This is a genomic window from Gordonia amicalis, assembly GCF_022059885.1.
GTDB classification, from domain to species: domain Bacteria; phylum Actinomycetota; class Actinomycetes; order Mycobacteriales; family Mycobacteriaceae; genus Gordonia; species Gordonia amicalis.
In genome coordinates this window covers 4478217-4504121 of sequence record NZ_CP091855.1, presented here as the reverse complement: position 1 = coordinate 4504121, position 25905 = coordinate 4478217, and the positions used below count along the sequence as shown (strand labels likewise).

The 25905-nt window shown below is 67.1% G+C and carries 29 protein-coding genes, 1 rRNA gene and 1 other RNA gene; 19 read left to right on the top strand and 12 right to left on the bottom strand.

What is annotated here, in order from left to right:
• Positions 1–22 precede the first annotated feature (22 nt).
• Positions 23–139 (top strand): 5S ribosomal RNA (gene rrf / locus IHQ52_RS20820).
• 149 nt (positions 140–288) lie between these two features.
• Here rrf and IHQ52_RS20815 read toward each other — a convergent pair.
• Entirely contained in the window at positions 289–2127 is a 1839-nt protein-coding gene (locus IHQ52_RS20815) for a flavin-containing monooxygenase (protein ID WP_006435852.1), read from the bottom strand.
• Positions 2128–2292: 165 nt separating this feature from the next.
• On the opposite strand from IHQ52_RS20815, the gene IHQ52_RS20810 reads away from it, so the two are divergent.
• On the top strand, positions 2293–3528 hold the full coding sequence (locus IHQ52_RS20810; protein WP_040004657.1) for a GAF domain-containing protein: 1236 nt from the start codon (positions 2293–2295) through the stop codon (positions 3526–3528).
• 108 nt (positions 3529–3636) lie between these two features.
• Here the strand turns inward: IHQ52_RS20810 and IHQ52_RS20805 are convergent, their stop codons facing one another.
• The gene (locus IHQ52_RS20805; RefSeq protein ID WP_182155801.1) at positions 3637–4338 is read right to left on the bottom strand and encodes a response regulator; all 702 of its coding nucleotides are present in this window, start codon (positions 4336–4338) and stop codon (positions 3637–3639) included.
• Positions 4335–5504, bottom strand: a complete 1170-nt coding sequence (locus tag IHQ52_RS20800) for a sensor histidine kinase (RefSeq protein ID WP_182155799.1) — start codon at positions 5502–5504, stop codon at positions 4335–4337. The genes IHQ52_RS20805 and IHQ52_RS20800 overlap by 4 nt, the downstream gene beginning before the upstream one ends.
• A 165-nt stretch (positions 5505–5669) precedes the next feature.
• Between IHQ52_RS20800 and IHQ52_RS20795 the strand changes: the two genes are divergently transcribed.
• Complete coding sequence (locus IHQ52_RS20795) at positions 5670–6275, top strand: universal stress protein (protein ID WP_006435854.1); 606 nt, start codon at positions 5670–5672, stop codon at positions 6273–6275.
• Between the two features lie 129 nt (positions 6276–6404).
• On the opposite strand, the gene IHQ52_RS20790 is transcribed toward IHQ52_RS20795, so the two are convergent.
• A complete protein-coding gene (locus IHQ52_RS20790; protein ID WP_006435855.1) occupies positions 6405–7265 on the bottom strand; it encodes an alpha/beta fold hydrolase in 861 nt (286 codons plus the stop codon).
• 9 nt (positions 7266–7274) lie between these two features.
• Between IHQ52_RS20790 and IHQ52_RS20785 the strand changes: the two genes are divergently transcribed.
• The 5 genes from IHQ52_RS20785 (at position 7275) to IHQ52_RS20765 (ending at position 10993) form a co-directional block, all read left to right on the top strand.
• Positions 7275–7616 (top strand): MarR family winged helix-turn-helix transcriptional regulator, encoded by a 342-nt coding sequence (locus IHQ52_RS20785; RefSeq protein ID WP_006435856.1) that lies wholly within the window; start codon positions 7275–7277, stop codon positions 7614–7616.
• 156 nt (positions 7617–7772) lie between these two features.
• On the top strand, positions 7773–9653 hold the full coding sequence (locus IHQ52_RS20780) for a propionyl-CoA synthetase (RefSeq protein WP_006435857.1): 1881 nt from the start codon (positions 7773–7775) through the stop codon (positions 9651–9653).
• A 13-nt stretch (positions 9654–9666) separates the two neighbouring features.
• The gene (locus IHQ52_RS20775) at positions 9667–10149 is read left to right on the top strand and encodes a DUF6790 family protein (RefSeq protein ID WP_006435858.1); all 483 of its coding nucleotides are present in this window, start codon (positions 9667–9669) and stop codon (positions 10147–10149) included.
• Between the two features lie 14 nt (positions 10150–10163).
• A complete protein-coding gene (gene crcB, locus IHQ52_RS20770) occupies positions 10164–10628 on the top strand; it encodes a fluoride efflux transporter CrcB (RefSeq protein ID WP_006435859.1) in 465 nt (154 codons plus the stop codon).
• Complete coding sequence (locus IHQ52_RS20765; RefSeq protein ID WP_006435860.1) at positions 10625–10993, top strand: fluoride efflux transporter FluC; 369 nt, start codon at positions 10625–10627, stop codon at positions 10991–10993. The genes crcB and IHQ52_RS20765 overlap by 4 nt, the downstream gene beginning before the upstream one ends.
• A 77-nt stretch (positions 10994–11070) precedes the next feature.
• Here the strand turns inward: IHQ52_RS20765 and IHQ52_RS20760 are convergent, their stop codons facing one another.
• Both IHQ52_RS20760 and IHQ52_RS20755 read right to left on the bottom strand, forming a co-directional pair.
• On the bottom strand, positions 11071–12294 hold the full coding sequence (locus IHQ52_RS20760; RefSeq protein WP_006435861.1) for an acyl-CoA dehydrogenase family protein: 1224 nt from the start codon (positions 12292–12294) through the stop codon (positions 11071–11073).
• A gap of 26 nt (positions 12295–12320) precedes the next feature.
• On the bottom strand, positions 12321–13688 hold the full coding sequence (locus IHQ52_RS20755) for an acyl-CoA dehydrogenase family protein (protein WP_040004673.1): 1368 nt from the start codon (positions 13686–13688) through the stop codon (positions 12321–12323).
• Positions 13689–13847: 159 nt separating this feature from the next.
• Between IHQ52_RS20755 and IHQ52_RS20750 the strand changes: the two genes are divergently transcribed.
• Positions 13848–14306: a DUF2752 domain-containing protein gene (locus IHQ52_RS20750; protein ID WP_006435863.1), complete on the top strand. Its 459-nt coding sequence runs from the start codon at positions 13848–13850 to the stop codon at positions 14304–14306.
• 18 nt (positions 14307–14324) lie between these two features.
• Positions 14325–14984 (top strand): MBL fold metallo-hydrolase, encoded by a 660-nt coding sequence (locus IHQ52_RS20745; RefSeq protein ID WP_006435864.1) that lies wholly within the window; start codon positions 14325–14327, stop codon positions 14982–14984.
• Between the two features lie 24 nt (positions 14985–15008).
• Here the strand turns inward: IHQ52_RS20745 and hisN are convergent, their stop codons facing one another.
• Entirely contained in the window at positions 15009–15830 is an 822-nt protein-coding gene (gene hisN, locus IHQ52_RS20740; RefSeq protein ID WP_051995381.1) for a histidinol-phosphatase, read from the bottom strand.
• Positions 15831–15849: 19 nt separating this feature from the next.
• On the opposite strand from hisN, the gene IHQ52_RS20735 reads away from it, so the two are divergent.
• From IHQ52_RS20735 to smpB, 7 genes are all read left to right on the top strand, one after another.
• Positions 15850–16251, top strand: coding sequence for a hypothetical protein (locus tag IHQ52_RS20735; protein WP_006435866.1), 402 nt, complete (start codon positions 15850–15852; stop codon positions 16249–16251).
• Positions 16252–16305: 54 nt separating this feature from the next.
• On the top strand, positions 16306–17421 hold the full coding sequence (gene prfB / locus IHQ52_RS20730) for a peptide chain release factor 2 (RefSeq protein WP_006435867.1): 1116 nt from the start codon (positions 16306–16308) through the stop codon (positions 17419–17421).
• Positions 17418–18380, top strand: a complete 963-nt coding sequence (locus IHQ52_RS20725; RefSeq protein ID WP_006435868.1) for a mechanosensitive ion channel family protein — start codon at positions 17418–17420, stop codon at positions 18378–18380. The genes prfB and IHQ52_RS20725 overlap by 4 nt, the downstream gene beginning before the upstream one ends.
• A complete protein-coding gene (locus IHQ52_RS20720) occupies positions 18380–18832 on the top strand; it encodes a hypothetical protein (protein ID WP_006435869.1) in 453 nt (150 codons plus the stop codon). Before IHQ52_RS20725 ends, IHQ52_RS20720 begins: the two co-directional genes overlap by 1 nt.
• Positions 18833–18933: 101 nt before the next feature.
• The gene (gene ftsE, locus IHQ52_RS20715; RefSeq protein ID WP_006435870.1) at positions 18934–19620 is read left to right on the top strand and encodes a cell division ATP-binding protein FtsE; all 687 of its coding nucleotides are present in this window, start codon (positions 18934–18936) and stop codon (positions 19618–19620) included.
• A gap of 55 nt (positions 19621–19675) precedes the next feature.
• Positions 19676–20584 (top strand): permease-like cell division protein FtsX, encoded by a 909-nt coding sequence (gene ftsX, locus IHQ52_RS20710; protein ID WP_006435871.1) that lies wholly within the window; start codon positions 19676–19678, stop codon positions 20582–20584.
• 68 nt (positions 20585–20652) lie between these two features.
• Positions 20653–21126: an SsrA-binding protein SmpB gene (smpB, locus tag IHQ52_RS20705; protein ID WP_006435872.1), complete on the top strand. Its 474-nt coding sequence runs from the start codon at positions 20653–20655 to the stop codon at positions 21124–21126.
• 23 nt (positions 21127–21149) lie between these two features.
• On the opposite strand, the gene IHQ52_RS20700 is transcribed toward smpB, so the two are convergent.
• Positions 21150–21521 (bottom strand): hypothetical protein, encoded by a 372-nt coding sequence (locus IHQ52_RS20700; RefSeq protein ID WP_006435873.1) that lies wholly within the window; start codon positions 21519–21521, stop codon positions 21150–21152.
• Between the two features lie 133 nt (positions 21522–21654).
• On the opposite strand from IHQ52_RS20700, the gene IHQ52_RS20695 reads away from it, so the two are divergent.
• Both IHQ52_RS20695 and ssrA read left to right on the top strand, forming a co-directional pair.
• Positions 21655–22200, top strand: coding sequence for a TetR/AcrR family transcriptional regulator (locus IHQ52_RS20695; protein ID WP_006435874.1), 546 nt, complete (start codon positions 21655–21657; stop codon positions 22198–22200).
• A 62-nt stretch (positions 22201–22262) separates the two neighbouring features.
• Positions 22263–22638, top strand: a transfer-messenger RNA (tmRNA) gene (ssrA, locus tag IHQ52_RS20690).
• Between the two features lie 205 nt (positions 22639–22843).
• Here the strand turns inward: ssrA and IHQ52_RS20685 are convergent.
• The 4 genes from IHQ52_RS20685 to IHQ52_RS20670 all read right to left on the bottom strand — a co-directional run bounded on the left by IHQ52_RS20685 (position 22844) and on the right by IHQ52_RS20670 (position 25734).
• Entirely contained in the window at positions 22844–22999 is a 156-nt protein-coding gene (locus tag IHQ52_RS20685; RefSeq protein ID WP_085950442.1) for a DUF6131 family protein, read from the bottom strand.
• A gap of 184 nt (positions 23000–23183) precedes the next feature.
• Entirely contained in the window at positions 23184–24059 is an 876-nt protein-coding gene (locus IHQ52_RS20680; RefSeq protein WP_006435876.1) for a metal ABC transporter permease, read from the bottom strand.
• On the bottom strand, positions 24056–24811 hold the full coding sequence (locus tag IHQ52_RS20675; protein WP_006435877.1) for a metal ABC transporter ATP-binding protein: 756 nt from the start codon (positions 24809–24811) through the stop codon (positions 24056–24058). The genes IHQ52_RS20680 and IHQ52_RS20675 overlap by 4 nt, the downstream gene beginning before the upstream one ends.
• Complete coding sequence (locus IHQ52_RS20670; protein WP_006435878.1) at positions 24808–25734, bottom strand: metal ABC transporter substrate-binding protein; 927 nt, start codon at positions 25732–25734, stop codon at positions 24808–24810. Before IHQ52_RS20670 ends, IHQ52_RS20675 begins: the two co-directional genes overlap by 4 nt.
• Positions 25735–25905 lie beyond the last annotated feature (171 nt).

Here is a 25905-nt window from a genome sequence, read left to right as displayed (position 1 = left end):
GTTTGTGGTTGTTTCACAATGTTACGGCGGCCATAGCGGAGGGGAAACGCCCGGCCCCATTCCGAACCCGGAAGCTAAGCCCTCCAGCGCCAATGGTACTGCACCTTAATCAGTGTGGGAGAGTAGGACACCGCCGAACACAACTTCCACTGTGGCCCTTCACGACACCGTTCGTGAAGGGCCACAGTGCATTTCAGCGCTCGCGTCGGTTCAGGACGGATGCGGCGTCCAAGCCATGAGAATGCCCCGCGACCTAGTTGTCGCGGGGCATTTCTCGTTCATGCGTCCTCAGCTGAGGTGGTGCACCTCGGCCAGGCCGTAGACCGGAGTGTCGAGGCCCTCGTACCGAGCCTTCAGCTGAAGGGCCAGGTACAGCGAGTAGTGGCGGGACTGGTGCAGATTGCCTCCGTGGAACCAGAGGCCCGGCTGCTGCGTCGGCTTCCACATGTTGCGCTGCTCGCCCTCCCACGGTCCGGGGTCCTTGGTGGTCTCCGATCCCAGTCCCCAGACCTTGCCGACGCGGTCGGCGACCTCTTGTCCCATGAGGTCGGCGGCCCAGCCGTTCATCGATCCGAATCCGGTGGCGTAAACCACGACATCGGCTTCGAGTGCGGTGCCGTCGGACAGGACCACCGCGGTCTCGGTGAGATGATCGAGCTGACCGTGGACCAGCTTGATGGTGCCGTTGGCGATGAGTTCGCTGGCGCCGACATCGATGTAGTAGCCCGAGCCGCGTCGTAGGTACTTCATGAAGAGACCCGAGTCGTCGTCCCCGAAGTCGAGCTGGAAGCCGGCCGCCTCGAGACGGTCGTAGAACTGCTTGTCCTGCTCGCGGATCTGGTTGTACACCGGCACCTGGAACTCGTGCATGATCCGGTAGGGCAGCGAGGCGAAGGTGAGATCGGCTTTCTTGGTGGTCATCCCGGAGGCGACCGCCTCCTCGCTGTAGAGGCCGCCGAGAGCGATCGACCGTAGCGAATCCGACTTCACGATGTGCGTTGACGATCGTTGCACCATCGTGGTGTCGACGCCGGTGTCGACGAGCGCCTTGCAGATGTCGTGGGCGGAGTTGTTCGACCCGATCACGACCACCTTCTTGCCCGCGTAGGCGTCGGGTCCCGGATGCCGGCTGGAGTGATGCTGTTCGCCGGCGAAGATGTCCTGACCCGGAACGGTCGGGATCGAGGGCTTACCGGACATACCGGTGGCGAGAACGAGCTGCATCGGATGAAGAGTCAGGCGTTCGCCGTCGCGGTCGAGTTCGACCGTCCAGCGTTCCTGGTCCTCGTCGTAGGTGGCCGACAGGCAGGTGGTCTTGCTCCAGTACGGCACCTCCATGACCTTGGTGTAGAACTCCAGCCAGTCGCCGATCTTGTCCTTGGGTGCGAACACCGGCCAGTTCTCCGGGAAGGGGAGGTACGGGAGGTGGTCGTACCAGACCGGGTCGTGTAGGCAGAGAGACTTGTACCGCTTGCGCCACTGATCACCGGGCCGGTCGTGACGGTCCACGACGACCGACGGCACCCCGAGTTGCCGGAGGCGTGCGCCCAGCGCGATCCCGCCCTGTCCGCCGCCGATGACGAGGACGTAGGGCTGTGCCGTGCGGCCCAGCTCGCGCTCTTCGTCGGCCTTCTTCTCGGCCCAGGATCGGGTGTCGGGATCGGAACCATGTACGGCACCCAGCACGCGGGTGGGGCCCCGGCTCTCCTCGTACCCCTTCAGCTCCTGCATGGTGGTGAGGAGCGTCCAGGCGCGATCGGTGCCGTCGGCGTCCGGGCGGATACGTAGGTGACCCTCGCAGCGTCCGACGGCGGTCTCGAAGGAGATGAAGGCCGACGCCACACCGTCGCCGTCATCGGCGGCCTCCTCGGTCGTCGCGAAGCCCGCGGGACGGGTGTCGGCCAGACGAGCAAGGAGCATGTCGGTGATCTGCTCGTGGCCTTCGACGGTCTTGATGTTCCAGGTGAACGCCGTCAGATCGCGCCAATAGCTGTCGGTGAGGAACGCAGCTGTCGCCCGACCGACGTCGAGCGAGGCCAGCGCGGCTTCGAACTCCTCCAGCCACGCGTCGATCCGCTGCTGCGGGGTCCGGCCGGTGCTGACGACCGGCTCGAGCGTCTGGGTCATGGTGTCTCCTCAACAGTTCGGGTGGTCCACCCCCGAAAGTGACGCGGACCACAGTCTTGCTGAGGACAGCAGACGCCACGCCTATCCACCGCGGCAAGGGTTGCAGCCCGTTGCGACCCGACCCCTTCTTGCATCGATTCTGTGATGTGACGCACAATCTTCGTGATGATGACTTCCGACCACGTCTCCGATCTGGAGCCTGCGGTTCAGGCCGGCGACGATCCGAGGGAGTTCGCCCACGTCCTCAGCGCCGTCCACGACGCGGCGATGTCGGGTGGGCGGATGCCGGCACGTCCGCGGGCCGTGATCGACGACTCGTGGCAGCGGCTCCGTAAGGCGGGCCTCGACCCGGACGCGGACTCTGCCGTCGAAAGACGACTGGACGTGGAAGAACTCGAGGAGCGCCGCCGCCAATCGGGGCTTGTCGAGGTCGTCGACGAACTCGCCCGCGGTCTCGACTCGCTCATCGCCGACGGCGACAACATCCTGGTGATCGCGGATGCGCGGGGTCATGTGCTGTGGCGCAGCGGGTCGTCGAGGGTGCTCAGCCGCGCCGATCAGCTGGGCTTCATCGAGGGCGCCGACTGGGCCGAGAGCTCGGTGGGCACCAATGCGATCGGCACCGCCCTGATGTCCGGCCGGTCCATCCAGGTGTTCTCCGCCGAGCACTTCGTGCGCAGCCATCACTCCTGGACGTGCTCCGGCGCGCCGATCAAGGACCCGCGCACCGGTGACGTGCTCGGCGTCGTCGACGTGAGTGGGCCGGCGGCGACGATCCATCCCACCACGCTGGCGCTCGTGCACGCCGTCGCGCGGCTTGCCGAGTCCCAGCTGCGGGAACGGCATCATCGACGTCTGGACTGCCTACGCGCGGTCGCTGCCCCGATCCTGGCCCGCTCACCGGGTCCGGCGCTGGCCGTGGACGTCGACGGCTGGGTGGCGGCTGTCGACGCGGTGTCCCCGCGAGCCCGGCTGCTGTTGCCGCGTGGCGTGGGACCCGGCCGGACCTTCTTCGGTGCGCTCGGTGAGTGCGATGTGGAGGCGCTGCCGGGCGGCTGGCTGGTTCGGGTCGCCGACGCGGTGGATGCGTCGCCGACGCGGGTGTCGATGCGCACGGTCACGACCGCTTTCGGCGGTGAGTGCGTCGCGGTCTCGGTCGAGGGAGCCAGCGGCGGATGGACCCACCGGTGTTCGCCGCGTCACGGGGACATCCTCACCCACCTCGCCCGGCATCGCAGCGGGGTCGCCGCGGCGCAGATGTCGACGCACCTCTTCGGCGTCGATGACCGGACGGTGACCGTGCGCGCCGAGATGTCGCGGCTGCGCAAGCGGTTCGGCGGTCTCCTGGTGGCGGGGCCGTATCGCTTCGCCGACGGGGTCGAGGTGCGGCTGGACGGCTGAGTGCCGAGAACCGCCCCGGAAAACCAACCGATGGGGTCGCGCCGCGCGCATACCGTCGTCGGCTGCGTCCAGGAGGGCGGATCTCCGGGGTGGATTCGTTGTTCTCCGTCAGTCGAACTCGGCCAGGACCAGCCCTCGGTCATAGGCGAAGACGATTGCTGCCGCGCGATCCCGCAGGTCGAGCTTGGTGAAGATGTGGTTCACGTGGCTCTTCACCGTCACCTGCGAAATGCCGAGTGCTGAACCGATTTCGCCATTAGTCAGCCCGCGGGCGATCAGGCGCAGGACGTCGGTCTCGCGGTCGGTCAGGTCCGGCGCGGTCGAGGTCCGTTCGCGGCCGGCACGCCGGAAGCCGTTGAGTACGCGTTCGGTGACCGCGGGATCGAGGAAGGCGCCGTCGCGGACCACAGCCCGCACCGCCCAGATCAGCGCCTCGGCAGGCGAGTCCTTCAGGATGAAACCCGCGGCCCCCGCACGCAGTGCGCCGGACAGCAGATCGTCGTCGTCGAAGGTGGTCAGCACCAGCACCGGGGGCGGTTTCCGGAGTGTCCGCAGCATCGTCGTGGCCGTGATGCCGTCGATGTTGCGCATGCGGAGATCCATCACCACGATGTCCGGCCGGTGTTCGGCCACCGCCGCGAGAACCTCTGAGCCGTCTGCACATTCGCCGACGATGTCGAAACCGTCGCGGAGTCGGAGGATGCGCCGCAGTCCGGTGCGGATCAGTTCCTGGTCGTCGACGAGCAGGACGCGGATCGATTCGGCGACCGTGTCGGTGGGACCCGTGCCCGACCTGTTGCCGGTCGTCATACGCTCAGCCCGTCGGTCATGACCCGTGCCGGCAGTGTGGCGTGGACCATCCAGGTCCCATCGTCGTGCCGGGTCTCGAGTGTGCCGCCGAGCAGAGCGGCGCGTTGTGTCATGCCGTCGATGCCGGCGCCGCCCCGATCTCTCGCCCGCCCGCCGAGGTGTGGATTCTCGATGATGATCTCGACCGAATCGTCCACGGTGACGTTCACCGTGGCCCGGTTGGCGGTCGAGTGTTTGACGACGTTGGCGAGGGACTCCTGCGTGATCCGGTACAGGGCGGCCGAGACCGGATCGGGGAGCGAGGCGAGGTCGCCGGCCACCCGGTAGGAGACGTGGACGCCCGCCTTCCGGTAGTCGTCGATCAGCGCGGCGAGATCGCGGCCACCGGGCGCTGCGGTGGGCGGCTGTGACTCGTCGGCGCCGAGTACATGCACGATGGTCCGGATCTCGGACATGGCCTGCCGGCCCTGGCGTTCGGCGTCGGTGAGGGCGTCGATTGCCTCATCGACGTCGCGATCTTGTTCCAATGCGCGCCGCGCGCCGGTGACGTTGAGCATGGTGATCGACAACGAGTGTGCGATGACATCGTGGATCTCCCGGGCGATGCGGCGGCGCTCGTCGCTGGCGGCGCGGTCGGCACGCTCGCGCAGGACGCGGGCACGGTTGTCGGACAGGCGTTTCTGGATCAGGACCATGTAGCCGATCAGCCACCCGCACGCGACACCGAGTGCGTACAGCGCCGGGGACTCCAGACCACCGAAGATCCCGAACCCCACGACCAACGCGATACACAACGCCACCACGCGTATTCCGGTGCGCAGCGAGTACATCGCGGCACCGATGGCCGCCGACAGGATCAACTGCAGGGGCGCGGCGTCGTTGGGCACCGGATCCATCAGGAAGCACAGCGTGCTCGCGAGCACGGTGAAGCACACGAAGGACGACGGCGGCACACTCAGATCGAGGACGAGAGTGACGCAGGCGAGCACGAGCCCGGCGATCACCCAGCCAGGCCGATCGAACGGGTATCGCTGCGCCACCGAGACCACCGTGACGACCACACTCGCCGACAGGATGACCGCGGGATACAGCGGCGGATAGTCCCCGCCGGCGCGTTCGACCCGACGCCGCAGTTCGGCACCGAGGTCTGCTGTGAAGCTCGTCACCGTTCCAGAATAGGTCCGCAGCCCGCTCCCACCTCCGCCCACCGATGGATTCTGACCTCCACCCACGGGCGGAGGTCAGGTCATCCCACAGCATGGCGATTCGGGGTCTTCGTCTCTATAGCGTTGTGAGCAGCACGTTTACACCACTGGCGAGAGGACGAGACGATGACGCTGCACCCCGGACGCAACGGCCCGCAATGGCTCGCGTCACCCGCTGTTCCGGAACTACACGGCCTGTCCGCGGGACGCCCGGTGGTCGTCGGCGTCTCCGGAAGCGAGGCGTCGCGTCGGGCCATCAAGACCGCCGTGCGCGCGACCGGAGGGACGTCCGACATTCTTCTGGTCTGCGCGACACGACGCAGCCGGCGAGACGAGGCCCCGACCGGACTCCACGATGCCCTCAAGGGCGAGTCCTATCTGCTGACCGGGCAGGCCACGGTCGCCGAGCAGCTGCGGACCGCGCGCGAACTCGCGATCTGGCTCGGTGCGCGGTCGGTGGAGATCGTCACCGACTTCGGCGACCCGGTGACGGTGCTGCAGCACGCTGCCGATCGCTTCGGCGCCGGGGCGGTCGTGCTGGGCACGTCCGGTCGGCGGCCCGGGTGGACGGCGAAGAGCCTTGCCCGCCGACTCGATACCGAGGTGGATCTCGTCGTCACCGACGGGAGGCTGCATCACCACCGCCGGTTCGCGACGCGTGAGGCATCGCTCCGCACCATCCGCTGGACACCGGGATGGACCGTTCCGCAACGCGGCCTCGCCTCCCGCTGAACGCTTGGGAGGAGGTGCGCATGCGCATCACCGACGAGGCACGTCTCAGGGAGATCGTCGGGCATCCGATCCTGGTGGTGGGGACCGCAAGATCCTGTACTTGTCCCCTTCGACACGCTTCTCCGCAGGCTACTCGACCGCGTCGAGCACTGAGGTGGCAACCTCGTCCGCGGGCTCCAGTGGCAGTGTGTGGTGGGTTCCGCTGCCCAACATGATGATCCGCGCATCGGGTAAGTGCTCCCGAAGTCGCGCCGCGACACGGGGAGAGTGGTGTGCCCGGCTGTCGGGCGCGAAGATCGCGGTGACGATCTTGCCGCCCTGCAGCTTCGAGGATTCCTCTCGGGACGGGCGTTTCGGAACGATCGTGGGGCCGGTGGGGTACTGCGCTCCGGCGCAGTACATCTCGGTCCACGTGCGGTCGAGGGTGGCATCGCGGGTCTCCCACGACAGGAACCGGCGTTGCCGCCGCGGAGTCGGTGCGATGAGCGTCGGCACTGCGTGGGCGAGATAGCGCAGTCGGAGGCCGCCGAAACATGAGGTCGGGTCGAGGAGGACGAGTCGCCGCACCCTCTCTCGGTGGACGCCGGTCGCGTAGGCCAGCGCGATCATCGCGCCGTACGAATGGCCCACCAGGTCAACGGATTCGACATCGAGGGCGTCGAACGTCGCGTCCAGCCAGGTCGACAGTTCGTCGGTTGTGCGCGGCCGGCCGGGCCCGGGGCGAGAGCGTCCGGCGTCGCCGATGATGTCGACGGTGAGTACCCGACGCGACTCTGCGAGGCGGCCGACCACATTCACATACGACGCGGATGTCGCGCCACCGCCCGGGAGCAGGACGATGGGCGTGCCCGGCGAGGTGCCACAGGTGTTGACCCGAGTCACCCCGTGGCCGCTCTCGACCTCGAGGGGCCGACCTCCTCCGCGTGCGATGAGGGCGTCGTAGGCGGTGAAGAACCTGGTGCCGTCAGGCGAATCGGCGAACTCCTGCATGCCACCGACGTGCGTGCGCTCATCGCCCTCCTCGACCGTTCGCGGGCAGGGGAAATCGCAACCCCCGGCTGGCTTGCCGGGCACCTGGGACTCAACAGCGCGTCGACGACGGCGTTGATCGATCGGCTGGAAGGTCGGGGCCTGGTCTCCCGGGCGCGCGACGACGCGGATCGTCGACGGGTCACGCTGTACGTCACCGACGCGGCCCAGGAGATGGGTTGGGGCTTCTTCGGTCCGCTCATCGACCGGGTCCGGGCCGTAGCCGACGACTTCTCGGCGGCCGAGCTCGACACCGTCCGCGCCTTCCTCGACCACGTCACCGCGGCGGTGGGGGAGCTGCGCAACGCCTGACCGAGCGTGGTGCGTGACCGTTCGTCGCCTGCCGGTGACCGATCGGCGCAGGTTGAGAGATCCGATTCGGTGCCGGCCATCACACCGATACCCTCTAGGGGCGGCGTGGCACATGAGGTGTCCCGCCCTACGCGCGAGAACGGCGAAAGGATGGCCATGGGCCGGTACACCGAAGCATTCACCCAGGCGGTCGACGATCGTGAAGGCTTTTGGCTCGAGGCCGCCCGGGCCGTCGACTGGACCGTGCGGCCCACTCGCGCCCTCGACGACTCGGCCGCTCCGTTCTACCGCTGGTTTCCCGACGGCGAGCTGAACACGTCGTACAACGCCCTCGACCGGCACGTGCAGGCCGGAAACGGCGACCGCACCGTACTCATCTGGGATTCGGCGATGGTCGGCGAGGTCCGCCGTTACACCTATGCCGAACTGCTCGACGAGGTCTCGCGCTTCGCAGGTGTCCTCGCCGCCCGGGGCATCGCCGCCGGCGACCGTGTCGTCATCTACATGCCGATGATCCCGGAGGCCGCGATCGCGATGCTGGCCTGCGCGCGGATCGGTGCCGTCCACTCGGTGGTCTTCGGTGGGTTCGCCGCACCCGAACTCGCCACCCGCATCGACGACGCCGAGCCGGTCGCTGTCGTCACCGCCTCCGGTGGTCTGGAGCCGGGGCGCGCGGTCGAGTACCTGCCGATGGTGGCGAGGGCGATCGAACTGTCGGCCAGTGCTCCGCAGACCGTCATCGTCAAGGACCGTCCCGAGATCAACGGCTCCGCAGCCGATCACGACGGTTGGCTGGACTGGGATTCCGCGATGGGCGACGCCCGGGCCGTCGACCCAGTGCCCGTCGCCGCGACCGATCCGCTCTACATCCTCTACACCTCCGGCACCACCGGAAAGCCCAAGGGCGTGGTCCGCGACAACGGCGGCCATGCCGTCGCGCTGACCTGGTCGATGAAGAACATCTACGGCATCTCCGCCGGTGACCTGTGGTGGACGGCGTCCGACGTCGGCTGGGTCGTCGGCCACTCCTACATCGTGTACGCGCCGCTGCTGGTCGGTGCGACGACCGTGATGTACGAGGGCAAGCCGGTCGGTACGCCGGACGCCGGTGCCTTCTGGCGCGTCATCGCCGACCACGGCGTCAAGGCACTCTTCACCGCGCCGACCGCGATCCGCGCCGTCCGCAAAGCCGACCCGAATGCCGCGGAGCTGGCGAAGTACGACGTGTCCACGCTCCAAACGTTGTTCGCTGCAGGCGAGCGGCTCGACCCGGACACCTTCACCTGGGCCTCGGAGGTTCTCGGGGTGCCGGTCGTCGACCACTGGTGGCAGACCGAGACCGGCTGGGCCATTGCGGCGAATCTTCGTGGCCTGGAACCGATGCCGATCAAGGCGGGGTCGCCGACGGTCCCCGTCCCCGGTTATCAGGTGGGCGTCGTCGACGCCGAGGGCAAGCAGGTGGGCGCGAATGAGGAGGGCAACATCGTCATCACCCTCCCGCTGCCGCCGGGGACGCTGACCGGTTTGTGGCGCGACGAGGAGCGCTACCGCAAGTCCTACCTCGCCGCCTTCGAGGGGTACTACCTGACCGGCGACAGCGGATATCTCGACTCCGACGGGTACGTGTTCGTCCTGGGACGCTCGGATGACGTGATCAACGTTGCCGGGCACCGGCTTTCGACCGGAAGTATCGAGGCGGTCGTGGCGTCGCATCCGGCGGTCGCCGAATGCGCGGTCATCGGGATCCACGACGATCTCAAAGGACAGCGCCCGAGCGGTTACGTAGTGCTGAAGTCGGGTGTCGACATCGAGGCGGACACGCTGCGGAGCGAACTGGTCGCCATGGTGCGCAACGAGATCGGCGCCGTCGCGACCTTCCGCGATGTGACGGTGGTGCCGGCGCTGCCCAAGACTCGGTCGGGCAAGATCCTGCGCAAGACGATGCGCCAGATCGCCGACCACGAGGACTACACGGTCCCGTCGACCATCGAGGACCCGGACGTCCTGACCGCGCTCGCCGAGCAGCTCAAGGGTTGACGGGCGTCACGACGTGCGCGACCGCATCCTCCGCACCGCGATAGCCCTCGTCCCGTTCGTCGGGCTGGTCGGCACGATCGTCATGACGGTGATCGATGTGCTGTCACCTGGAGGCGAACCAGGCCGGGATCTGCTCGAGAACTCGGTGCTGTGGATGATCGGCGTACAGGGCTGGATGACCGGGTGCGGTCACATGTTCTTCGGCGAGCCGATCGCGGAGTCGATCGGCTGGCCGTCGAAGACGCCGTGGCAGTGGGAGGTCGGTCTCGCCAGCCTGGCGACCGGTGTGCTGGGTGTCATCGCCTCCGGTTTCGGTGACGAGTTCACCCTGGCCACGATCATCGCGTTCTCCGTGTTCTACCTGGGTGCCGCCGTCGGACACGTGCGGGAGATGGTGACGCACCGGAACTTCAAGGCGGGCAACGCCGGACCGATCTTCTTCTTCGACGTGCTGGTGCCGGTCTATCTGATCGTGTTGTACACGGTCGTCACGTAGCGGAGACTTGTCGCGTGCATGTGGACAAGCACGACGAACTCCCCGTCGATCCCGACGAACGGCCGCTGCATCTGCGCGTGCACGCCTTGGTGTGGGTGTTCGCGGGAGGGCTGATCGGTACGGGCGTGCGGTACTGGGCAGAGGAGACATTCCCCGCAGCCGAGGGGCACTGGCCGTGGGCGACGTTCGCGGTCAACATCATCGGCGCCTTCGTACTCGGTGCGCTCCTGGAACTGCTTGCGCGGCTTGGCCATGACGAGGGCTGGCGACAGCGGGTGAGGTTGTTCGGTGGCACCGGCATCTGCGGGGCACTGACCACCTACAGCACGTTCGCACTGGAGATCTCGGAACTGACCCGCGCGTCGGCGGTGGTGACCGCCATCGCGTACGCGGCGGTCAGCGTCGTGCTCGGTCTCGGCGCGGCAGCCTGTGGGATCGCTGCCGCCTCGGGGTTCGCGGCACGACGGAGGCGGCGATGATCGCCCTCGCCGTGGTGGTGGCGGGAGCGCTCGGAGCGGTGGTGCGCTTCGTCGTCGACGGTGCGGTCAAATGGAAGTGGCCCAGCATCACCCCGTGGGGAACCTTCGTCATCAACGTGACCGGTTCGGCGCTGCTCGGTGTGCTCGCCGGTCTGGTGATCTTCCAGGGGGCTCCGCATGAACTGCAGGCCGTCGTCGGCACCGGATTCTGTGGCGGTTACACCACTTTCAGCACCGCGAGCTTCGAGGTCGTCCGCCTGGCGGAGAACCGGCAGAGGCTGGTCGCGGCCGGGTACGCCGGAATCACGCTGACCGTATCGGTCGCCGCATGTGCCGTCGGTCTGGCACTAGTCGGGGCGGCCTGAGGTCGACCGGCGCCGAACGCATTCGTCCCCGCCACCTTCGTCGAGGCGGCGGGGACGAAAAGCGCACGGTCAGAGACTCACTTGAGCTCGGCGCTGCTCTTGTTCAGCACGCGGCGGGCGATGATGAGGTTCTGGATCTGCTGGGTGCCCTCGAAGATGTCGAGGATCTTCGAGTCGCGGGCCCACTTCTCCACCAGCAGGCGCTCCGAGTACCCGAGCGTGCCGGTCAGCTCGACCACCTTGTTGGTGATGTCGGTGACGGTGCGTCCGGCCTTGGCCTTCGACATCGACGCCTCGGTCGAGTTCGGTTGCTTGTTGTCGGCCATCCAGGTGGCGCGCATCGTGTGCAGGTAGGCCGCCTCGAAGTCGGCCTCCATGCGCAGGAACTCGGCGGCCGCGGCGTGCTGGTCGGCGGCGGGACGGTCGTAGTCGACCTCGATACCGGCCTCGTCGAGAATGCGGCGCAGTTCCTCGAGAGCGGCACGCGCGACACCGACCGCCATGCCCGCGACGAGGGGCCGCGTGTTGTCGAAGGTCTGCATGACCCCGCCGAACCCCTTCTTGGTGTCCACCTCGGGGGAGCCGAGCAGGTTCTCCTTGGGGATCCGGCAGTTCTCGAACCGGATCACCGCGGTGTCGGAGACGCGGATGCCCAGCTTGTGTTCCAGCCGAACGACTTCCACCCCGGGGTGCTCACGCGGGACCACGAAGCTCTTGATCGCGGCGCGGCCCAGGCTCTTGTCGACGGTCGCCCATACGACGATGTGGGTGGCGCGCGAGCCGGCGGTCACGAAGATCTTCTCGCCGTTGATGACGTACTCGTCGCCGTCGAGGGTGGCGGTGGTGCTCACGGCCGCCGAGTCGGAGCCGAAGCTGGGCTCGGTGATGGCCATCGCGGCCCACACCTTGCCGAACCGCTCCAGCTGTTCGTCGGTGGCCACCGCGGCGATCGCCGAGTTCCCCAGACCCTGGTAGGGGATGGACAGCATGAGACCGAGGTCGCCCCAGCCTGTTTCGATCACGTTGAGCGCCGACTGCATGTTGCCGCCGTTGACCACCGCGCCCTCTTCGCGCGGCTTCGCCTTCTTCTGCTGGCTGCGACCGCCGTCGGCACCCGCGCCGGCCTGGCCGGTCTCCGAGAGACCGTCGTAGAGGCTGGCCAGGGTGTCGAGTTCGACCGGGTAATCGTGTTCGCGCAGATCGTATTTGCGCGAGATGGGTCGGAAGATCTCCGCCGCCGCCTGATGTGCCTGGTCGATGGTGACGTGCAGCTTCTTCGGGAGTTCGAGATTGATGCTCATGTCAGTTTCCTTGGGTCACAGGCGGTCTAGAGGACGACGATGCCTTCGCCGATGCCGGCGCCGCGGAGGTCGCGGTACCAGCGCTCGACCGGGTGCTCCTTGGTGAAGCCGTGTCCGCCGAGCAGCTGGACGCCGTCGAGGCCGATCTGCAGGCCCTTGTCGATGGTGAGCTTGCGGGCGAGGGCGGCTTCGCGGGCGAAGCTCAGGCCCTGCTCGGCACGTGCGGCGCCGCGCAGCGTCACGAGGCGGATCGAATCGACCTCGGTGGCGATGTTGGCGACCATGAACGCGACCGCCTGCCGGTTGGAGATCGGCTCGCCGAAGGCCTCACGCTCGTTGACGTAGGGGATGACGTAGTCGAGGACCGCGCGGGCGGTACCGGCGGCCAGTGCGGACCAGCCGAGGCGTGACAGGCGCACCACGTCGCGGTACGCGGCGAAAGCGGCGTCGCCGTCGCCGGCCAGCAGTGCCGTCTCGGGAACGGCGACGTCCTGCAGGAGCAGGCGTCCCATGCCGGCGGCGCGGACACCCATGCCGGGATCGGCTTCGACGATCAGGCCCTTGGAGTCGGACTCGACCAGGAACAGCGCGGGTTTGCCGTCGAGCTGGGCTCCGACGACGAACAACTCCGACGACCCGGCGGCCGGGACGAAGGACTTCACGCCGTTGAGGCGGTAGCCGCTGGGTACGCGGGTTGCCTTGGTGCTCAACGCGAATGCGTCGAACAGTGGCTTGGGCTCGGCGATGACGACGGCCGACTGCGGCACGTTCTCGCCGGCGAAGTCGGGCAGGTAGGTGCGCTGCTGGGAGTCGGTGCCGAAGTTGGTGAGGGTGGTGGCCACACCACTCGGCGCCAGAAGCGGGAGGGCCAGGCCCATGTCGCCGTAGGCCATCGCCTCGGCGACGAGTGCGTTGGTGACCACGCCACGCTCGGAGGCCGCACCGTCGAAGGTCTCGGGCACGTTGATCATCGTGATGCCCAGCTCGGCCGAGCGCTTGACGATGTCCTCGGGCGCCGTGGCCGCGGCATCGGCGTCGTAGGCGGCGGGGCGCAGGATCTCGGTGGCGAACTCCTTCACCGTCTCCGCGATCATCTGCTGCTCGTCGTCGGGGGTGAGGTTGAAGTAGTTCTTGGGTGCGGTGGTCAGCCGCTTGGCGTCGCCCGAGCCGCCCTGGGCGGCCTTGAACGCGCGGTTGGCCGCACCGAGGGTCTGGAAGCCGGTCTTGGTGGCCTGGTAGGCGACCCGGTTGATGGGTTCGCGGATCTTGTACTTCTCCGCGAACTCCGAGCCGGTCACCGTCGTGAGGACACGCATCGCGGTGCCGATGAAGTTGCGGGGATGCGGGTTGCGGCCGACTGCGGAGGTGTCGCGCGGTTCGGTGTGAGTTGTCATGATCACCAGCCGTTCTTCCAGTCGCCCCGGTGAGGGGCTCTGCACAGGTATTTGCGGACCGATCTTACTCGGTGGTAAGTCCAAACCTTACTCTGCAGTAAGAAGTTTGTCACCTACTTGTCCGACGCCGGCGGGGGTGTTGCGCGCTAGGCTGGCCGGGTGACCGTGGAAGCCCGCTCCGACCTGCGCTTATCGTCCACCGGCGCGCTGGGTGCGGCGGTCGTCGGACTGGCCGGTGCCGCCGCGGTGGGAGCCGCGTGCGTGTTCACCCCGGCCGGGATCGACGCCGGTCCGGGGATCTGTCCGTTCGCGATGATGACGGGCCTGCCGTGTCCGGGTTGCGGTCTCACCCGTAGCTGGGTGGCGTTCATGCACGGCGACGTCGGAGCGGCGTTTCGCTTCAACGTCTTCGGGCCGATCCTGCTCGTCCTCACCATGGTGACCGTCGCCCTCGCGACCGCAACTCTGGTGTGGCGGCGGAAGTCTCCGCTCGGGAGCTGGCGCGACCTCGTGCTGGGCCGCGCGGGTGCAGTCCTGCTGGGCGTGTGGCTGACCTACGGGTTGGCGCGCATCGTCGACGCCGCCGCGGGCTGGGGGATCTTCCCGATCGTGGTCTGAAGAAGGCAGAGTGGATGCATGCAGATCACCCACTTCGGCCACTCCTGTCTGCTCGTCGAGATCGACGGGACCAAGGTGCTCTTCGACCCGGGCAACTTCTCGCACGGTTTCGAGGGCATCAGCGGTCTCGACGCCATCCTCATCACCCATCAGCATCCCGATCACTGTGATGTCGCGAAGCTGCCCGACCTCGTCGCGGGCAACCCCGACGCCGTGCTCTACGCCGACCCGCAGACCACCGCGCAGCTCAACGGCGACGACGTCGCGGGGGAGTGGACGGCTGCCCACAGTGGTGGCCTGATCGAGATCGGTTCACTCACCGCACGATTCACCGGCGGCCGGCACGCGGTCATCCACCCGGAGATCCCGGTCGTCGACAACGTCGCCTATATTCTCGGCACCCCCGAGAACCCGGGACAGTTCATGCACCCGGGTGACTCTTTCTACATCCCGTTCGAGCGCGTCGACGTCCTCGCGCTGCCGTCGGCCGCGCCGTGGATGAAGCTCAGCGAATCCGTCGACTACCTCCGCGCGATGGCCCCGCGGGTCGCGGTGCCGATCCACCAGGCGATCCTCTCCGACGCCGGGACCGGCATCCACTACGGGCGACTGTCGGACATGAAGAACGACGCGACCGAGTTCAAGGTCCTCGACAAGGAGACCGGTACGGAGCTCTAGGGACGAAGCTCTTGGGACTGCGCTCTAGGGACGGAGCGCGGCCAGCACCTTGTCGTGGAGCAGGCCGTTGCTGGCGACGGCACTGCCGCCGGCGGGACCCGGGGTCCCGTCGAGTGCGGTGAACCGCCCGCCGGCCTCCCGGACGAGGATGTCGAGGGGAGCGAGGTCCCAGAGGGAGACCTCCGGCTCGGCGGCGACGTCGACCGCGCCCTCGGCCACCAGGCAGTAGTTGAAGAAGTCGCCGTAGCCGCGGACCCGCCACACCTGATCGGTGAGGTCGACGAAACGGTCGCGGATGCCGCGGTCGGCCCAGCCGGAGAGGCTCGAGAACGCCAGGCTCGACGCGGAGAGGTCGCCGACCCCCGACACCGAGAGCTGACGGGCGTCCTCACCGTCGAAGCACGTGTGGGCGCCGAGTCCGCCGGCGGCCCACCAGCGTCGACGCAGGGCGGGTGCCGACACCACGCCGACCGTGGGCACGCCGTCGACGAGCAGGGCGATCAGCGTGGCCCAGACCGGGACACCGCGGACGAAGTTCTTGGTGCCGTCGATGGGGTCGATGACCCATTGGCGACCGGTGAGGGTCGCGTCACCGCCGAACTCCTCACCGAGGACCGTGTCGGCGGGCCGGCGGGCGGCCAACCGTTCGCGGAGCAGCGTCTCGCAGGCGAGGTCGGCGTCGGTGACGGGTGTCAGGTCCGGTTTGTCGTCGACGCGGAGGTCGACCGCCCCGAACCGGTCCGTGGTCAGCGCATCGGCGGAATCGGCGAGCGACAGCGCGAGTTCGAGGTCGTCGTCGTAGCTCTGTGCGGTTCTGGGGTTTTTCGGACCGGAGTCGGCGGACATGCCCGGTAGGGTAGCCGTCATGCTGCTCACCGTGACGTTCACCCTGTTGCTGGCCGCGCTGGTGGTGGTGCTGGTCGTCCAGTGGCAGCGAGGCCGGAATCCGCGGGCGATGTCCCCAGGTAAGGCCTCGCAGTATGTGCAGGGCACGCTGACGGTCGTCGGCGTCTCCGACGACCAGGTCGACCCGCAGAGCACGACGGACAAGAACGGCCAGCGCTTCTACACCATCACCGGGACCATCGTCGGACCGGAGACCAACCCGACCGAGGTCTACGGAACGCTTGTGCTCGGTCCCGACGATCCGTGGCCGCAGGTGGGCGACGACCTGCCGGTGATCTACAAGCCGCAGAAGGCCGTGACGTCCTGGCAGTTCGGTGTCCTGCCCGATCCGCAGCCGCCCGCGGGACCCGGCGGCATCTGAACTGCGGGGCCTGACACTGTCTGACCCGGCCCGCGGTCGGTACTCTGGATAACCGTGCATCCCGACGTGACCGCAGACCTCGAATCCCTCGACACCACCTTGACCACCGTGGAAAAGGTGCTCGACCTCGAGGAGCTCCGTCGTCGCATCGACGAGCTGGAGATGCAGGCCTCCGATCCCGACCTGTGGAACGACCAGGACCACGCGCAGAAGGTCACCAGCGAGCTCTCGCACGCCCAGTCCGAGCTGCGCAAGGTCTCCGAACTGCGTCAGCGCCTCGACGACCTGCCCGTGCACTACGAGCTCGCCGACGCCGAAGAGGGTGACGACAAGACCGCGGCCCTGGCCGACGCCGATGCCGAGCGGGCGAGCCTGCGCGCCGACATCGAGGCCATGGAGGTCAAGACGATGCTCGCGGGTGAGTACGACTCCCGCGAGGCACTGGTCAACATCCGCTCGGGCGCCGGTGGTGTGGACGCCGCCGACTGGGCGCAGATGCTGATGCGCATGTACATCCGCTGGGCCGAGCAGAAGGGGTACGGCGTCGAGGTCTACGACACCTCCTACGCCGAAGAGGCGGGCCTCAAGTCCGCGACCTTCGCGGTCAAGGCGCCCTACATGTACGGCACCCTCTCGGTCGAGCAGGGCACCCACCGCCTCGTGCGGATCAGCCCGTTCGACAACCAGAGCCGCCGCCAGACCTCGTTCGCCGAGGTGGAGGTGCTGCCGGTGGTCGAGACCACCGACCACATCGACGTCGACGAGAACGACGTGAAGGTCGACGTCTACCGCTCGTCCGGCCCCGGTGGTCAGTCGGTCAACACCACCGACTCCGCCGTGCGCCTGACACACATCCCGACCGGCATCGTCGTGACCTGTCAGAACGAGAAGAGCCAGCTGCAGAACAAGGCGTCGGCGATGCGGGTGCTGCAGGCCAAGCTCCTCGAACGCAAGCGACTGGAGGAGCGCGCCGAACTCGACGCACTGAAGGGTGACGGCGGTTCGAGCTGGGGCAACCAGATGCGTTCCTACGTGCTGCACCCGTACCAGATGGTCAAGGACCTGCGGACCGGCGTGGAGGACAACAACCCGACCGCGGTGCTCGACGGAGAGCTCGACAAGTTCATCGAAGCCGGCATTCGCTGGCGTATGGCGTCCGCCGAAGCGTGACCGTGCAGCCGGGAGCCGCGCTGCTGGCCGCCGGGCCGTCCCCGACCGAACTCCTCATCGGCCGGGTCTATGTCTGGCTGGCCACCAACGGACTCGAGATCGTGATCTGGATCCTGGGTGCGGTCCTGTTGGCCCGCGTCATCCGGTGGTTCGCCGGCAGATATGCCACGCGGGTCGAGTCGCGCTTCTCCACCAGCGACCTCATCGTCCAGACGGAGGACGCCAAACACCGTCGGGCGCTGGTCGATGTGGTGGCGTGGACGCTGATCGTCGGCATTGCGATCGTCGTCGTCATCCACATCCTGGGCGTGTTCGGGATCCCGCTCAGCGGGCTCACCGGACCGACCGCCGTGATCGGTGCAGCCCTCGGTTTCGGCGCGCAGCGCATCGTGCAGGACATCCTGGCGGGCTTCTTCGTCGTTGCCGAGAAGCAGTACGGCTACGGCGACGTGGTGAACCTGACCGTCACCGGCAACGCCCCGGCCGAGGGAACCGTCGAGGACGTGACCCTGCGGGTGACCAAGCTCCGCACCACCGAGGGCGAGGTCATCACCGTCCCCAACGGTCAGATCATCAAGGCCACCAACCTCTCCAAGGACTGGGCCCGCGCCGTGGTCGACGTGCCGGTGCCCTCCGAGGCCGACATCGGCCTCGTCAACGACACCCTCGATCGGGTGGGCCGCGAGTTCTACGAGCTGCCGCGCTGGCACGATCTGCTGCTCGACGCGCCGTCGTCGCTCGGCGTGATCAGCCTCGAACTGGACTCGATCACCGTGCGCATGGTGACGCGGACCCTGCCGGGCAAGCAGTTCGAAGTGGGCCGCGCCCTGCGCGTCCACATCATCCGGGCGCTGGCACGGGAGGGGATCAACGTGCCCCCACGCGACGTCCAGGCGTCGAGTGGGCCGCCGGCAACGTTGGCCGACCAGGTCGCGCGTGACCGGGGCGGGGACGAGTGATGGCCGAATCCCCACAGGGCTCGTCGCCGTCGGATCCGCAGGACGGACGTCGCTTCCGGTTCCGGTGGAATCAGCACATCGGTAGGACGTCGGTACGGATCAGCACCACGATCCTGTTCGCCGTGTTCATCCTCTGCTGTGTCCTCTACGGCTACACCTCGCAGCGCTACGGCGTGGTCGCGCCGGAACCTCCTCGGCCTGCACCGAAGACGTCGCAGGTCGTCGACACACCGGTCTATGAGGAACCGGTGCCGTCGACGTTCAGCGAAACCACGTCCAGTAGACCGTCGGAGTCGTCGACCAGCGAGCCGGGCATCGACGGCGGGACCGAGGGCGGTACACGCTCCACGTCGACGCCGTCCACCACCCGCCCGACGATCCCGGGTCTGCCGGGGGTGGAGATACCGCAGTTCGGCGCGCCGACGCCGACCACGCCCGTCCCGACACGCTGAGGTCGACACAACCGCTGCCGAAGGGGCAGGTCAGGAACATTCACGGTGTGGTGTGTCGCGCCTGAACGGACTCTCAGGCGTCGTCGTTACACTGGCTCATCGTGATCAAGCTGGAGAACGTCACGATGCAGTACAAGGCATCCTCTCGGCCGGCTCTGAAGGATTTGAGCTTCGAGGTCGACAAGGGGGAGTTCGCGTTCCTCATCGGACCGTCCGGATCGGGCAAGTCGACGTTCTTCCGACTGCTGCTCAAGGAGGACCGGCCGACGAGCGGCGACGTGTATCTCGGTGAGTTCCACGTCAACAAGCTCCGGGCCCGGGACGTGCCCAAGCTGCGACAGTCGATCGGCTGTGTGTTCCAGGACTTCCGTCTGCTGCAGAAGAAGACCGTCGCCGAGAACGTCGCCTTCGCGCTCGAGGTGATCGGCCGCCCGCGGTCGACGGTCCAGCGCGTGGTGCCCGAGGTGCTCGAGTACGTCGGCCTCGAGGGCAAGCACGACCGCATGCCCAACGAGCTGTCCGGCGGCGAGATGCAGCGAGTGGCGATCGCCCGTGCCATCGTCAACCGCCCGCTCGTTCTGCTGGCCGACGAACCCACCGGAAACCTCGATCCCGAGACCAGTGAGGAGATCGTCGACGTCCTCGACCGCGTCAATCGTCGGGGCACCACGGTGGTCATGGCCACTCACGACCGGCACATCGTCGACGCGATGCGGCGCCGGGTTCTCGAATTCGACAACGGGCAGCTCGTGCGCAACGACCCGCAGGGTGTGTACGGAATCGGCTGACGGCTCGGCCCACTCCCGACACACAACAACGACCCCCAAGGACGTCTGAGCAAGCATGCGAGCGAATTTCATCATCAGCGAGGTTCTCCACGGACTCCGCCGCAACGCGACCATGACCATCGCGATGATCATCACGACGGCGATCACGCTGGGCATGTTCGGCGGCGGTCTGTTGGTGATCCAGATGGCCGACAAGAGCCAGAAGATCTTCCTCGACCGGGTGGAGATGGAGTTCTACCTCAATCCTGAGATCACCGAACGCGATCCGCAGTGTGATGCGGACCCGTGTGCGCAGTTGCGCCAGGGACTCGAGAACGAGCCCGGGGTCACCTCGGTGACGTACCTGGACAAGGACGAGGCCTACAAGCGTGCGAAGGAGATCTTCGCCAACAACCCCGACCTCGCCGAGAACATCGTCGAGGGCACGCTGCCGGCGTCGTTGCGGGTCCGCGTCTCCGACCCGGCACAGTTCGACGCCGTGCTCACCAAGTACGCGGGCCGAAAAGACATGGGCGTGGACGCTTTCAAGGACGATCGCAAACTGGTGCAACGTATCTTCAGCGTGCTCGACGGCGTGCGGAACGCGACCTTCGCGATCGCATCGGTGCTCGCGATCGCGGCGATCCTGTTGATCATCAACACCGTTCAGATCGCTGCCTTCACCAGACGGACCGAGGTGTCGATCATGCGCCTGGTGGGCGCGACGCGGTGGTACACGCAGTTGCCGTTCCTGCTGGAGGCGGTGGTGTCCGCCCTGGCCGGTTCGCTGTTGGCGATCGGTGGTCTGCTGCTCGCGAAGAAGTTCTTCTTCGACACGGCGTTGAAGGAGTTGTACGGCGTCAGCTTCTTCGCCCGCATCGAGCTGACCGACGTGCTGTTCGTGGCGCCCTGGCTGATCCTCGGCGGAATTGTGTTGGCGGGTGCGACGGCATATGTCACCCTTCGTGTGTACGTCCGTGAGTGAGCGGACCCGCTGCTGCCGTTGTGGCGCGGCCAGTACGATTACCGGTTCGACGAGGAGGTGAGTGCGCGATGCCCAGGGAAAAGGGACGCAACGTGATTGCGACGAACCGCAAGGCGCGGCACAACTACACCATCCTCGACGTCTACGAGGCCGGCATCGTCCTCGTCGGAACCGAGGTGAAGAGCCTGCGCGCCGGAAAGGCGTCGCTCGTCGACGCCTTCGCCACCATCGACGACGGTGAGGTCTGGCTGCACGCCCTGCACATCGCCGAGTACGGCCAGGGCTCGTGGACCAATCACGCGGTCCGGCGTAAGCGCAAACTGCTGATGCATCGTCGTGAGATCGACAACCTGATCGGCAAGATCCGAGACGGCAACCTCACGCTCGTGCCGCTCTCGATGTACTTCAGCGATGGTCGCGTGAAGGTCGAGCTGGCGCTGGCCCGCGGTAAGCAGGCCCACGACAAGCGTCACGACATCGCCAAGCGGACCGCGCAGCGTGAGGTCGAGCGTGAGGTCGGCCGTCGGGTGAAGGGGATGTGACCTCACCTTCGGTGAGATAGCCGTCAGGCGGCCCGGTCGAGACGAGTGCCCTCGTCCGCGGGTGCGGTCGCGGGGGCCTCGACGGCTGCCACCCGTGCGCGACGGTAGGTCCGCTCGTACTGTTCGACGTCGGCACGTCGCAGCGGGGGAGTCATCGGATCCGACGAGATGATCATGTCGTCGGAGTGCTGCTCGCTGAGTGTGATCTGCAGCCGGAAAGCAGCGATGGACAGGGCGAACAGCACTGCCACCGCCAGGCCGAACGGCCATGCCGGCGCACCGATGCCGCCGGCCAGGGACACCACGAAGAGTCCCAGGAAAAGGAATCCGAGAAGCATCACCAGGTACCCGGCGAATGCGTACGACTTCGAGCTGGATGCATTGTGCACGTCCACCAACCTCCTTGTTGAGAATTGATCGCTACATCTCATGTATCGATACACCGACTGTAGCGCTACACTATATGTAGCGCTCGATGGGCGCGTGATATTCCTGAAGCACCGGATTCGACGACGAAGGGTTCCGCGGGTGCCTGCTGACAGCGGCTCGAAGATCATCACGGCTGCGCTGGAGTTGCTGCGCGCGAAAGGTCCGGCCGGGGTGACGATCGAGGCGGTCGCAGCTCATTCCGGCGTCGCCCGCACCACCATCTATCGGCGTCACCGCAACCGGGACGAGATGCTGACCGCCGCGCTCGTCGCCGTGGGAACGCCGCCGGCCCTCGACGAGGATCTGTCCGGTGAGCAGCGACTCAGGTGGGTGGTCCGGCAGGCGGCATCCATGGTGTCCGACGGCATCGGATTCGGCGGCATGGCGGCGCTGATCACCGATGCCGATCCCGCGTTCACCGAGATCTTCCGAACCGTGCTGTCCAAGCACCGCGCCGATCTCGCCGCCGTCATCGACGACGGCAAGGGCCGTGGTCTCGTGGCGTCGACCGTGGACCCGGACGCGCTGCTCGACGGGATCGTCGGGACGCTCGTGGCCGAAAAGGCCAGGTCGGGGAGTGTGGGCGACGACTGGGAGAACCGTGTCGTCGAGCTGTACGCCCCGCTCGTGCTCAGCCGGGAATAGACTCCGCTGTCCGACTTGTTAGACTGAAGTACTCGCTGACTTCGGTCGGCGGGTTCCTCCTCGGGGCTGATCGGTTTCGACTACGTGCGTCGAGGTAGGGGAAGCGTGTCGGTGCAGGCTGGAGACCACCGTATAAGCGTCGCAGCAACCAATTAAGCGCCGATTCCAATCAGCGCGACTACGCCCTCGCTGCCTAAGTAGCGACGGCTAGTCTGTCGGCCCGGATTTTGCTCCCGAATCCGGATGCCGGCATCATCTCAGGGAGCTCACCGTCCTCGCCGGTCGCGGGCGAGGTCGGAACATCAAACAGCGACTGGGATCGTCATCTCGGCTTGTTCGCGTGACCGGGAGATCCAAGTAGAGACATAGCGGACTGCACACGGAGAAGCCCTACCAACACGACGGAGGACCCGGGTTCAATTCCCGGCAGCTCCACGGCGAAGCGCCCCACCTGTTCGCAGGTGGGGCGCTTTTGCGTACAGCGGTTGGACACGTCACTCGCAACGGCACCGTAGGATTTGCTGGTCACTTCCGCAGCCCTTCCCATGAACTCGGAAACAGCGTGGGGTCAGTTCGGGAATCTGAGCTGACCTCAAACCTCGAGTTCGGCGAAAGCCGGGTGCTGGTTCTCCGGATGCCTATCTCAGTAGTAGTGCGCTCGACCGCCCACCGCGCGCCCGGTGGCACCGAGGATCGCCAGGATCGCGCCGATCACGGCGATGATGATGCCCAGGGTCCACAGGATCGGGATGCCGAAGATGAATCCGAGAACTAGAAGGATGATTCCGAGGATGATCACCGCGCACACTCCGGGGTTCGGTGTTACAGGATGCTCGACGCTGCTGCAAGCGATTCTCACCTTACTCCCGTCACATCCGGTGGTGCGCCAAATGATGCCGGACGTCGGATCCAGGTCTGCGGGCACGTGGGCAACACCCGATTGATACGGCGGATCTCGACAGCGGGCGGTCTCGGCCGGCGGCTCAAGCCGCCGTGGCGTCGGCCAGCGCGTTCTCGCGGTGACGGCGTCGCTTGCTGATGACGCCGTGGGTCGGGCTGAACAGGAAGACGAGCAGGAACAGGATGCCTTGCACCAGAACGACCATGCCGCCGGGCGAGGTGTCCTGGTAGTACGACACGTACAGGCCGATGACGCCGCACAGTGCAGAGGTGACCGGAGCGATGATGAGCATCCGGCTGAATCGGTTGGTGAGCAGCTGCGCGGTGGCGCCGGGGATGATCAGCATCGCCACCACCAGCACGATGCCGACGACCTGCAGGGCGGTCACGGCGGTCAGGGCGAGTAGGGCGAGGAGTGCAGCGCCGAGGAGTCTCGGACTCAGACCGATGGCGAAGGCGTGCGTGGGATCGAAGGCGTAGAGAGTGAAGTCGCGGCGCTTGAGCAGGAGGATGACCGCGACGATGGCGCCGAGGATGGCGATCTGGATGAGGTCGGACGTCGAGACGCCGAGCAGATTGCCGAAGATGATGTGGTTCAGATCGGTCTGGCTCGGCGTCACCGAGATCAGGACCAGGCCGAGCGCGAACAGCGTCGTGAAGACGATGCCGATTGCGGCGTCCTCCTTCACCCGCCCGCCGTCGCGGACCGCGCCGATCATCGTCACCGCGAGGAATCCGAAGACGGCCGCGCCGATGGCGAACGGGATTCCGACGATGTAGGCGAGGACCACGCCGGGCAGCACCGCGTGGGAGACCGCGTCACCCATCAGCGACCAGCCGATGAGCACCAGCCAGCAGGACAACAGGGCGCACACCACCGACGAGATCAGCGTCGCCCACAGCGCACGCGTCATGAACGCGTAGGCGAACGGGTCGAGGAGGTAGTCGACGATGCTCACGATGCCTCTCCTTGGCGGTCGCGTTCGAGCGGGTCGAGTCCGAAGGCGCGCACGAGATTGTCGGTGGTGATGACCTCTTCCGGAGCGCCCTGGGCGACGACCCGGCGCATCAGCAGGATCGCCTCGTCGGCGAGCGTCGGCAGGACCTGCAGGTCGTGAGTGGAGACCAGGATCGTCACACCGGAGTCGGCGAGTTCACGCAGGAGTGCGGTGATCGTGGCCTCGGTGCGCTTGTCGACGCCGGCGAACGGCTCATCGAGCAGGAGGATCGACGCCTCCTGGGCGATGCCGCGGGCGACGAAGGCGCGCTTGCGTTGACCGCCGGAGAGCTGGCCGATCTGGCGGTCGGCGTAGTCGGTGAGTTCGACGCGGGCGAGTGCTGCGTCGACGGCGTCGTGGTCGGCGCGTCTGGGGCGTCGGGTGAAGCCGAGATGGCCGTAGCGGCCGGTCATCACCACATCGCGTACCGACAGCGGGAACGACCAGTCGATGTCCTCGGACTGCGGTACGTACCCGACGAGGCCGGACTTGCGGGCAGCGGTCGGGCTCTTGCCCGCGAGGGTGACCGAGCCGGTGGTCGGGGTGACCGACCCGACGATGGTCTTGAACAGTGTCGACTTTCCTGATCCGTTCATGCCGATGAGGGCGCAGACGCGGCCGGTCGGCACCCGCACCGACGCGTGATCGAGTGCGAGGATTCGCCCGTAGCGCACGGTGACGTCGTCGACCTGGATTGCCTGCGAGGTGATCATCGGTTGTCTCCCGTCAGTCCCGACACGATGGTCCGGGCGTCGTGGCGGATCAGGTCGAGGTAGGTGGGCACGGGGCCGTCGGCCTCCGAGAGGGAGTCGACGTACAGGGTGCCCCCGAAGCGGGCGTCGGTGGCGCCGACGACCTGCTGCATCGCTGCGTCGGAGACGGTCGACTCGCAGAAGACAGCCGGCACCCGGTTCTTGCGCACGAAGTCGATGGTCGCGGCGACCTGCTGCGGGGTGGCCTGCTGCTCGGCGTTGACCGGCCAGATGTAGCGCTCGGTGAGCCCGGCGTCGCGTGCGAGGTAGGAGAAGGCGCCTTCGCAGGTGACCAGTGCGCGTTCGTTGGGCGGCAGGTGGTCGAGTGCGGAGACCAGTTCGGTCTGCACCTGCTGCAACTGTTTCTTGTACGACGCGCCGTTCGCCGCGAAGATCTCGGCGCCCTCGGGGTCGAGGTCGGTGAAGGCGTCGACCAGGTTGTCGACGTAGATGCCGACGTTGACCGGACTCATCCATGCATGCGGATTCGGTTTGCCCGCATAGGCATCCGAGGCGATGTCGATCGGTGCGATGCCGTCGCCGGCCACGACGTGCTCGACGTCGAGGCCCTCGACGAACTGCCCGAACCAGGCCTCGAGGTTGAGTCCGTTGTCGACGACGAGGGAAGCCGTCGCCGTGCGTCGGACGTCGCCGGGTGTTGGTTCGTAGCCGTGTATCTCCGCGCCGGGTTTGGTGATCGACTCGACGCGGAGACGGTCGCCGGCCACGTTCGACGCGATGTCGGCGAGCACGGTGAACGTGGTCAGCACGACCTTCTCGTCGGGGAGCCGGCTGGAGAGGGTGCAGCCCGAGATGAGAATCCCGATCGCAGCGATGAGTGCGCCGACTGGCAGGAGTCGGCGGGCAGCGTTCAACTTGGGCATGCCGACACTATAGTTTCGGGCCCCCGAACTTTCTACCTGGGTGGCCCGCATACCCCGTCATCCCCGAGATCCGCCCCCGAAAAGCGCCCTGCTCAGCGCGGTGGGCGACATATCGCCGCCGGTGGGTCCACGGCGGGCGGATACCAGGGGCGGATGTCGGGGTGGATTCCA

What these genes read in the sequence shown, in the direction of transcription:
- IHQ52_RS20675 (WP_006435877.1), bottom strand. Translation starts at nt 24,811, where the DNA reads ATGATCACCTCGCAGGCAATCCAGGTCGACGACGTCACCGTGCGCTAC.
- IHQ52_RS20755 (WP_040004673.1), bottom strand. Translation starts at nt 13,688, where the DNA reads ATGACAACTCACACCGAACCGCGCGACACCTCCGCAGTCGGCCGCAAC.
- IHQ52_RS20745 (WP_006435864.1), top strand. Translation starts at nt 14,325, where the DNA reads ATGCAGATCACCCACTTCGGCCACTCCTGTCTGCTCGTCGAGATCGAC.
- IHQ52_RS20795 (WP_006435854.1), top strand. Translation starts at nt 5,670, where the DNA reads ATGACGCTGCACCCCGGACGCAACGGCCCGCAATGGCTCGCGTCACCC.
- IHQ52_RS20815 (WP_006435852.1), bottom strand. Translation starts at nt 2,127, where the DNA reads ATGACCCAGACGCTCGAGCCGGTCGTCAGCACCGGCCGGACCCCGCAG.
- IHQ52_RS20765 (WP_006435860.1), top strand. Translation starts at nt 10,625, where the DNA reads ATGATCGCCCTCGCCGTGGTGGTGGCGGGAGCGCTCGGAGCGGTGGTG.
- hisN (WP_051995381.1), bottom strand. Translation starts at nt 15,830, where the DNA reads ATGTCCGCCGACTCCGGTCCGAAAAACCCCAGAACCGCACAGAGCTAC.
- IHQ52_RS20780 (WP_006435857.1), top strand. Translation starts at nt 7,773, where the DNA reads ATGGGCCGGTACACCGAAGCATTCACCCAGGCGGTCGACGATCGTGAA.
- IHQ52_RS20790 (WP_006435855.1), bottom strand. Translation starts at nt 7,265, where the DNA reads ATGCAGGAGTTCGCCGATTCGCCTGACGGCACCAGGTTCTTCACCGCC.
- ftsX (WP_006435871.1), top strand. Translation starts at nt 19,676, where the DNA reads ATGCGAGCGAATTTCATCATCAGCGAGGTTCTCCACGGACTCCGCCGC.
- IHQ52_RS20760 (WP_006435861.1), bottom strand. Translation starts at nt 12,294, where the DNA reads ATGAGCATCAATCTCGAACTCCCGAAGAAGCTGCACGTCACCATCGAC.
- IHQ52_RS20720 (WP_006435869.1), top strand. Translation starts at nt 18,380, where the DNA reads ATGGCCGAATCCCCACAGGGCTCGTCGCCGTCGGATCCGCAGGACGGA.
- IHQ52_RS20735 (WP_006435866.1), top strand. Translation starts at nt 15,850, where the DNA reads ATGCTGCTCACCGTGACGTTCACCCTGTTGCTGGCCGCGCTGGTGGTG.
- IHQ52_RS20670 (WP_006435878.1), bottom strand. Translation starts at nt 25,734, where the DNA reads ATGCCCAAGTTGAACGCTGCCCGCCGACTCCTGCCAGTCGGCGCACTC.
- IHQ52_RS20810 (WP_040004657.1), top strand. Translation starts at nt 2,293, where the DNA reads ATGATGACTTCCGACCACGTCTCCGATCTGGAGCCTGCGGTTCAGGCC.
- smpB (WP_006435872.1), top strand. Translation starts at nt 20,653, where the DNA reads ATGCCCAGGGAAAAGGGACGCAACGTGATTGCGACGAACCGCAAGGCG.
- IHQ52_RS20805 (WP_182155801.1), bottom strand. Translation starts at nt 4,338, where the DNA reads ATGACGACCGGCAACAGGTCGGGCACGGGTCCCACCGACACGGTCGCC.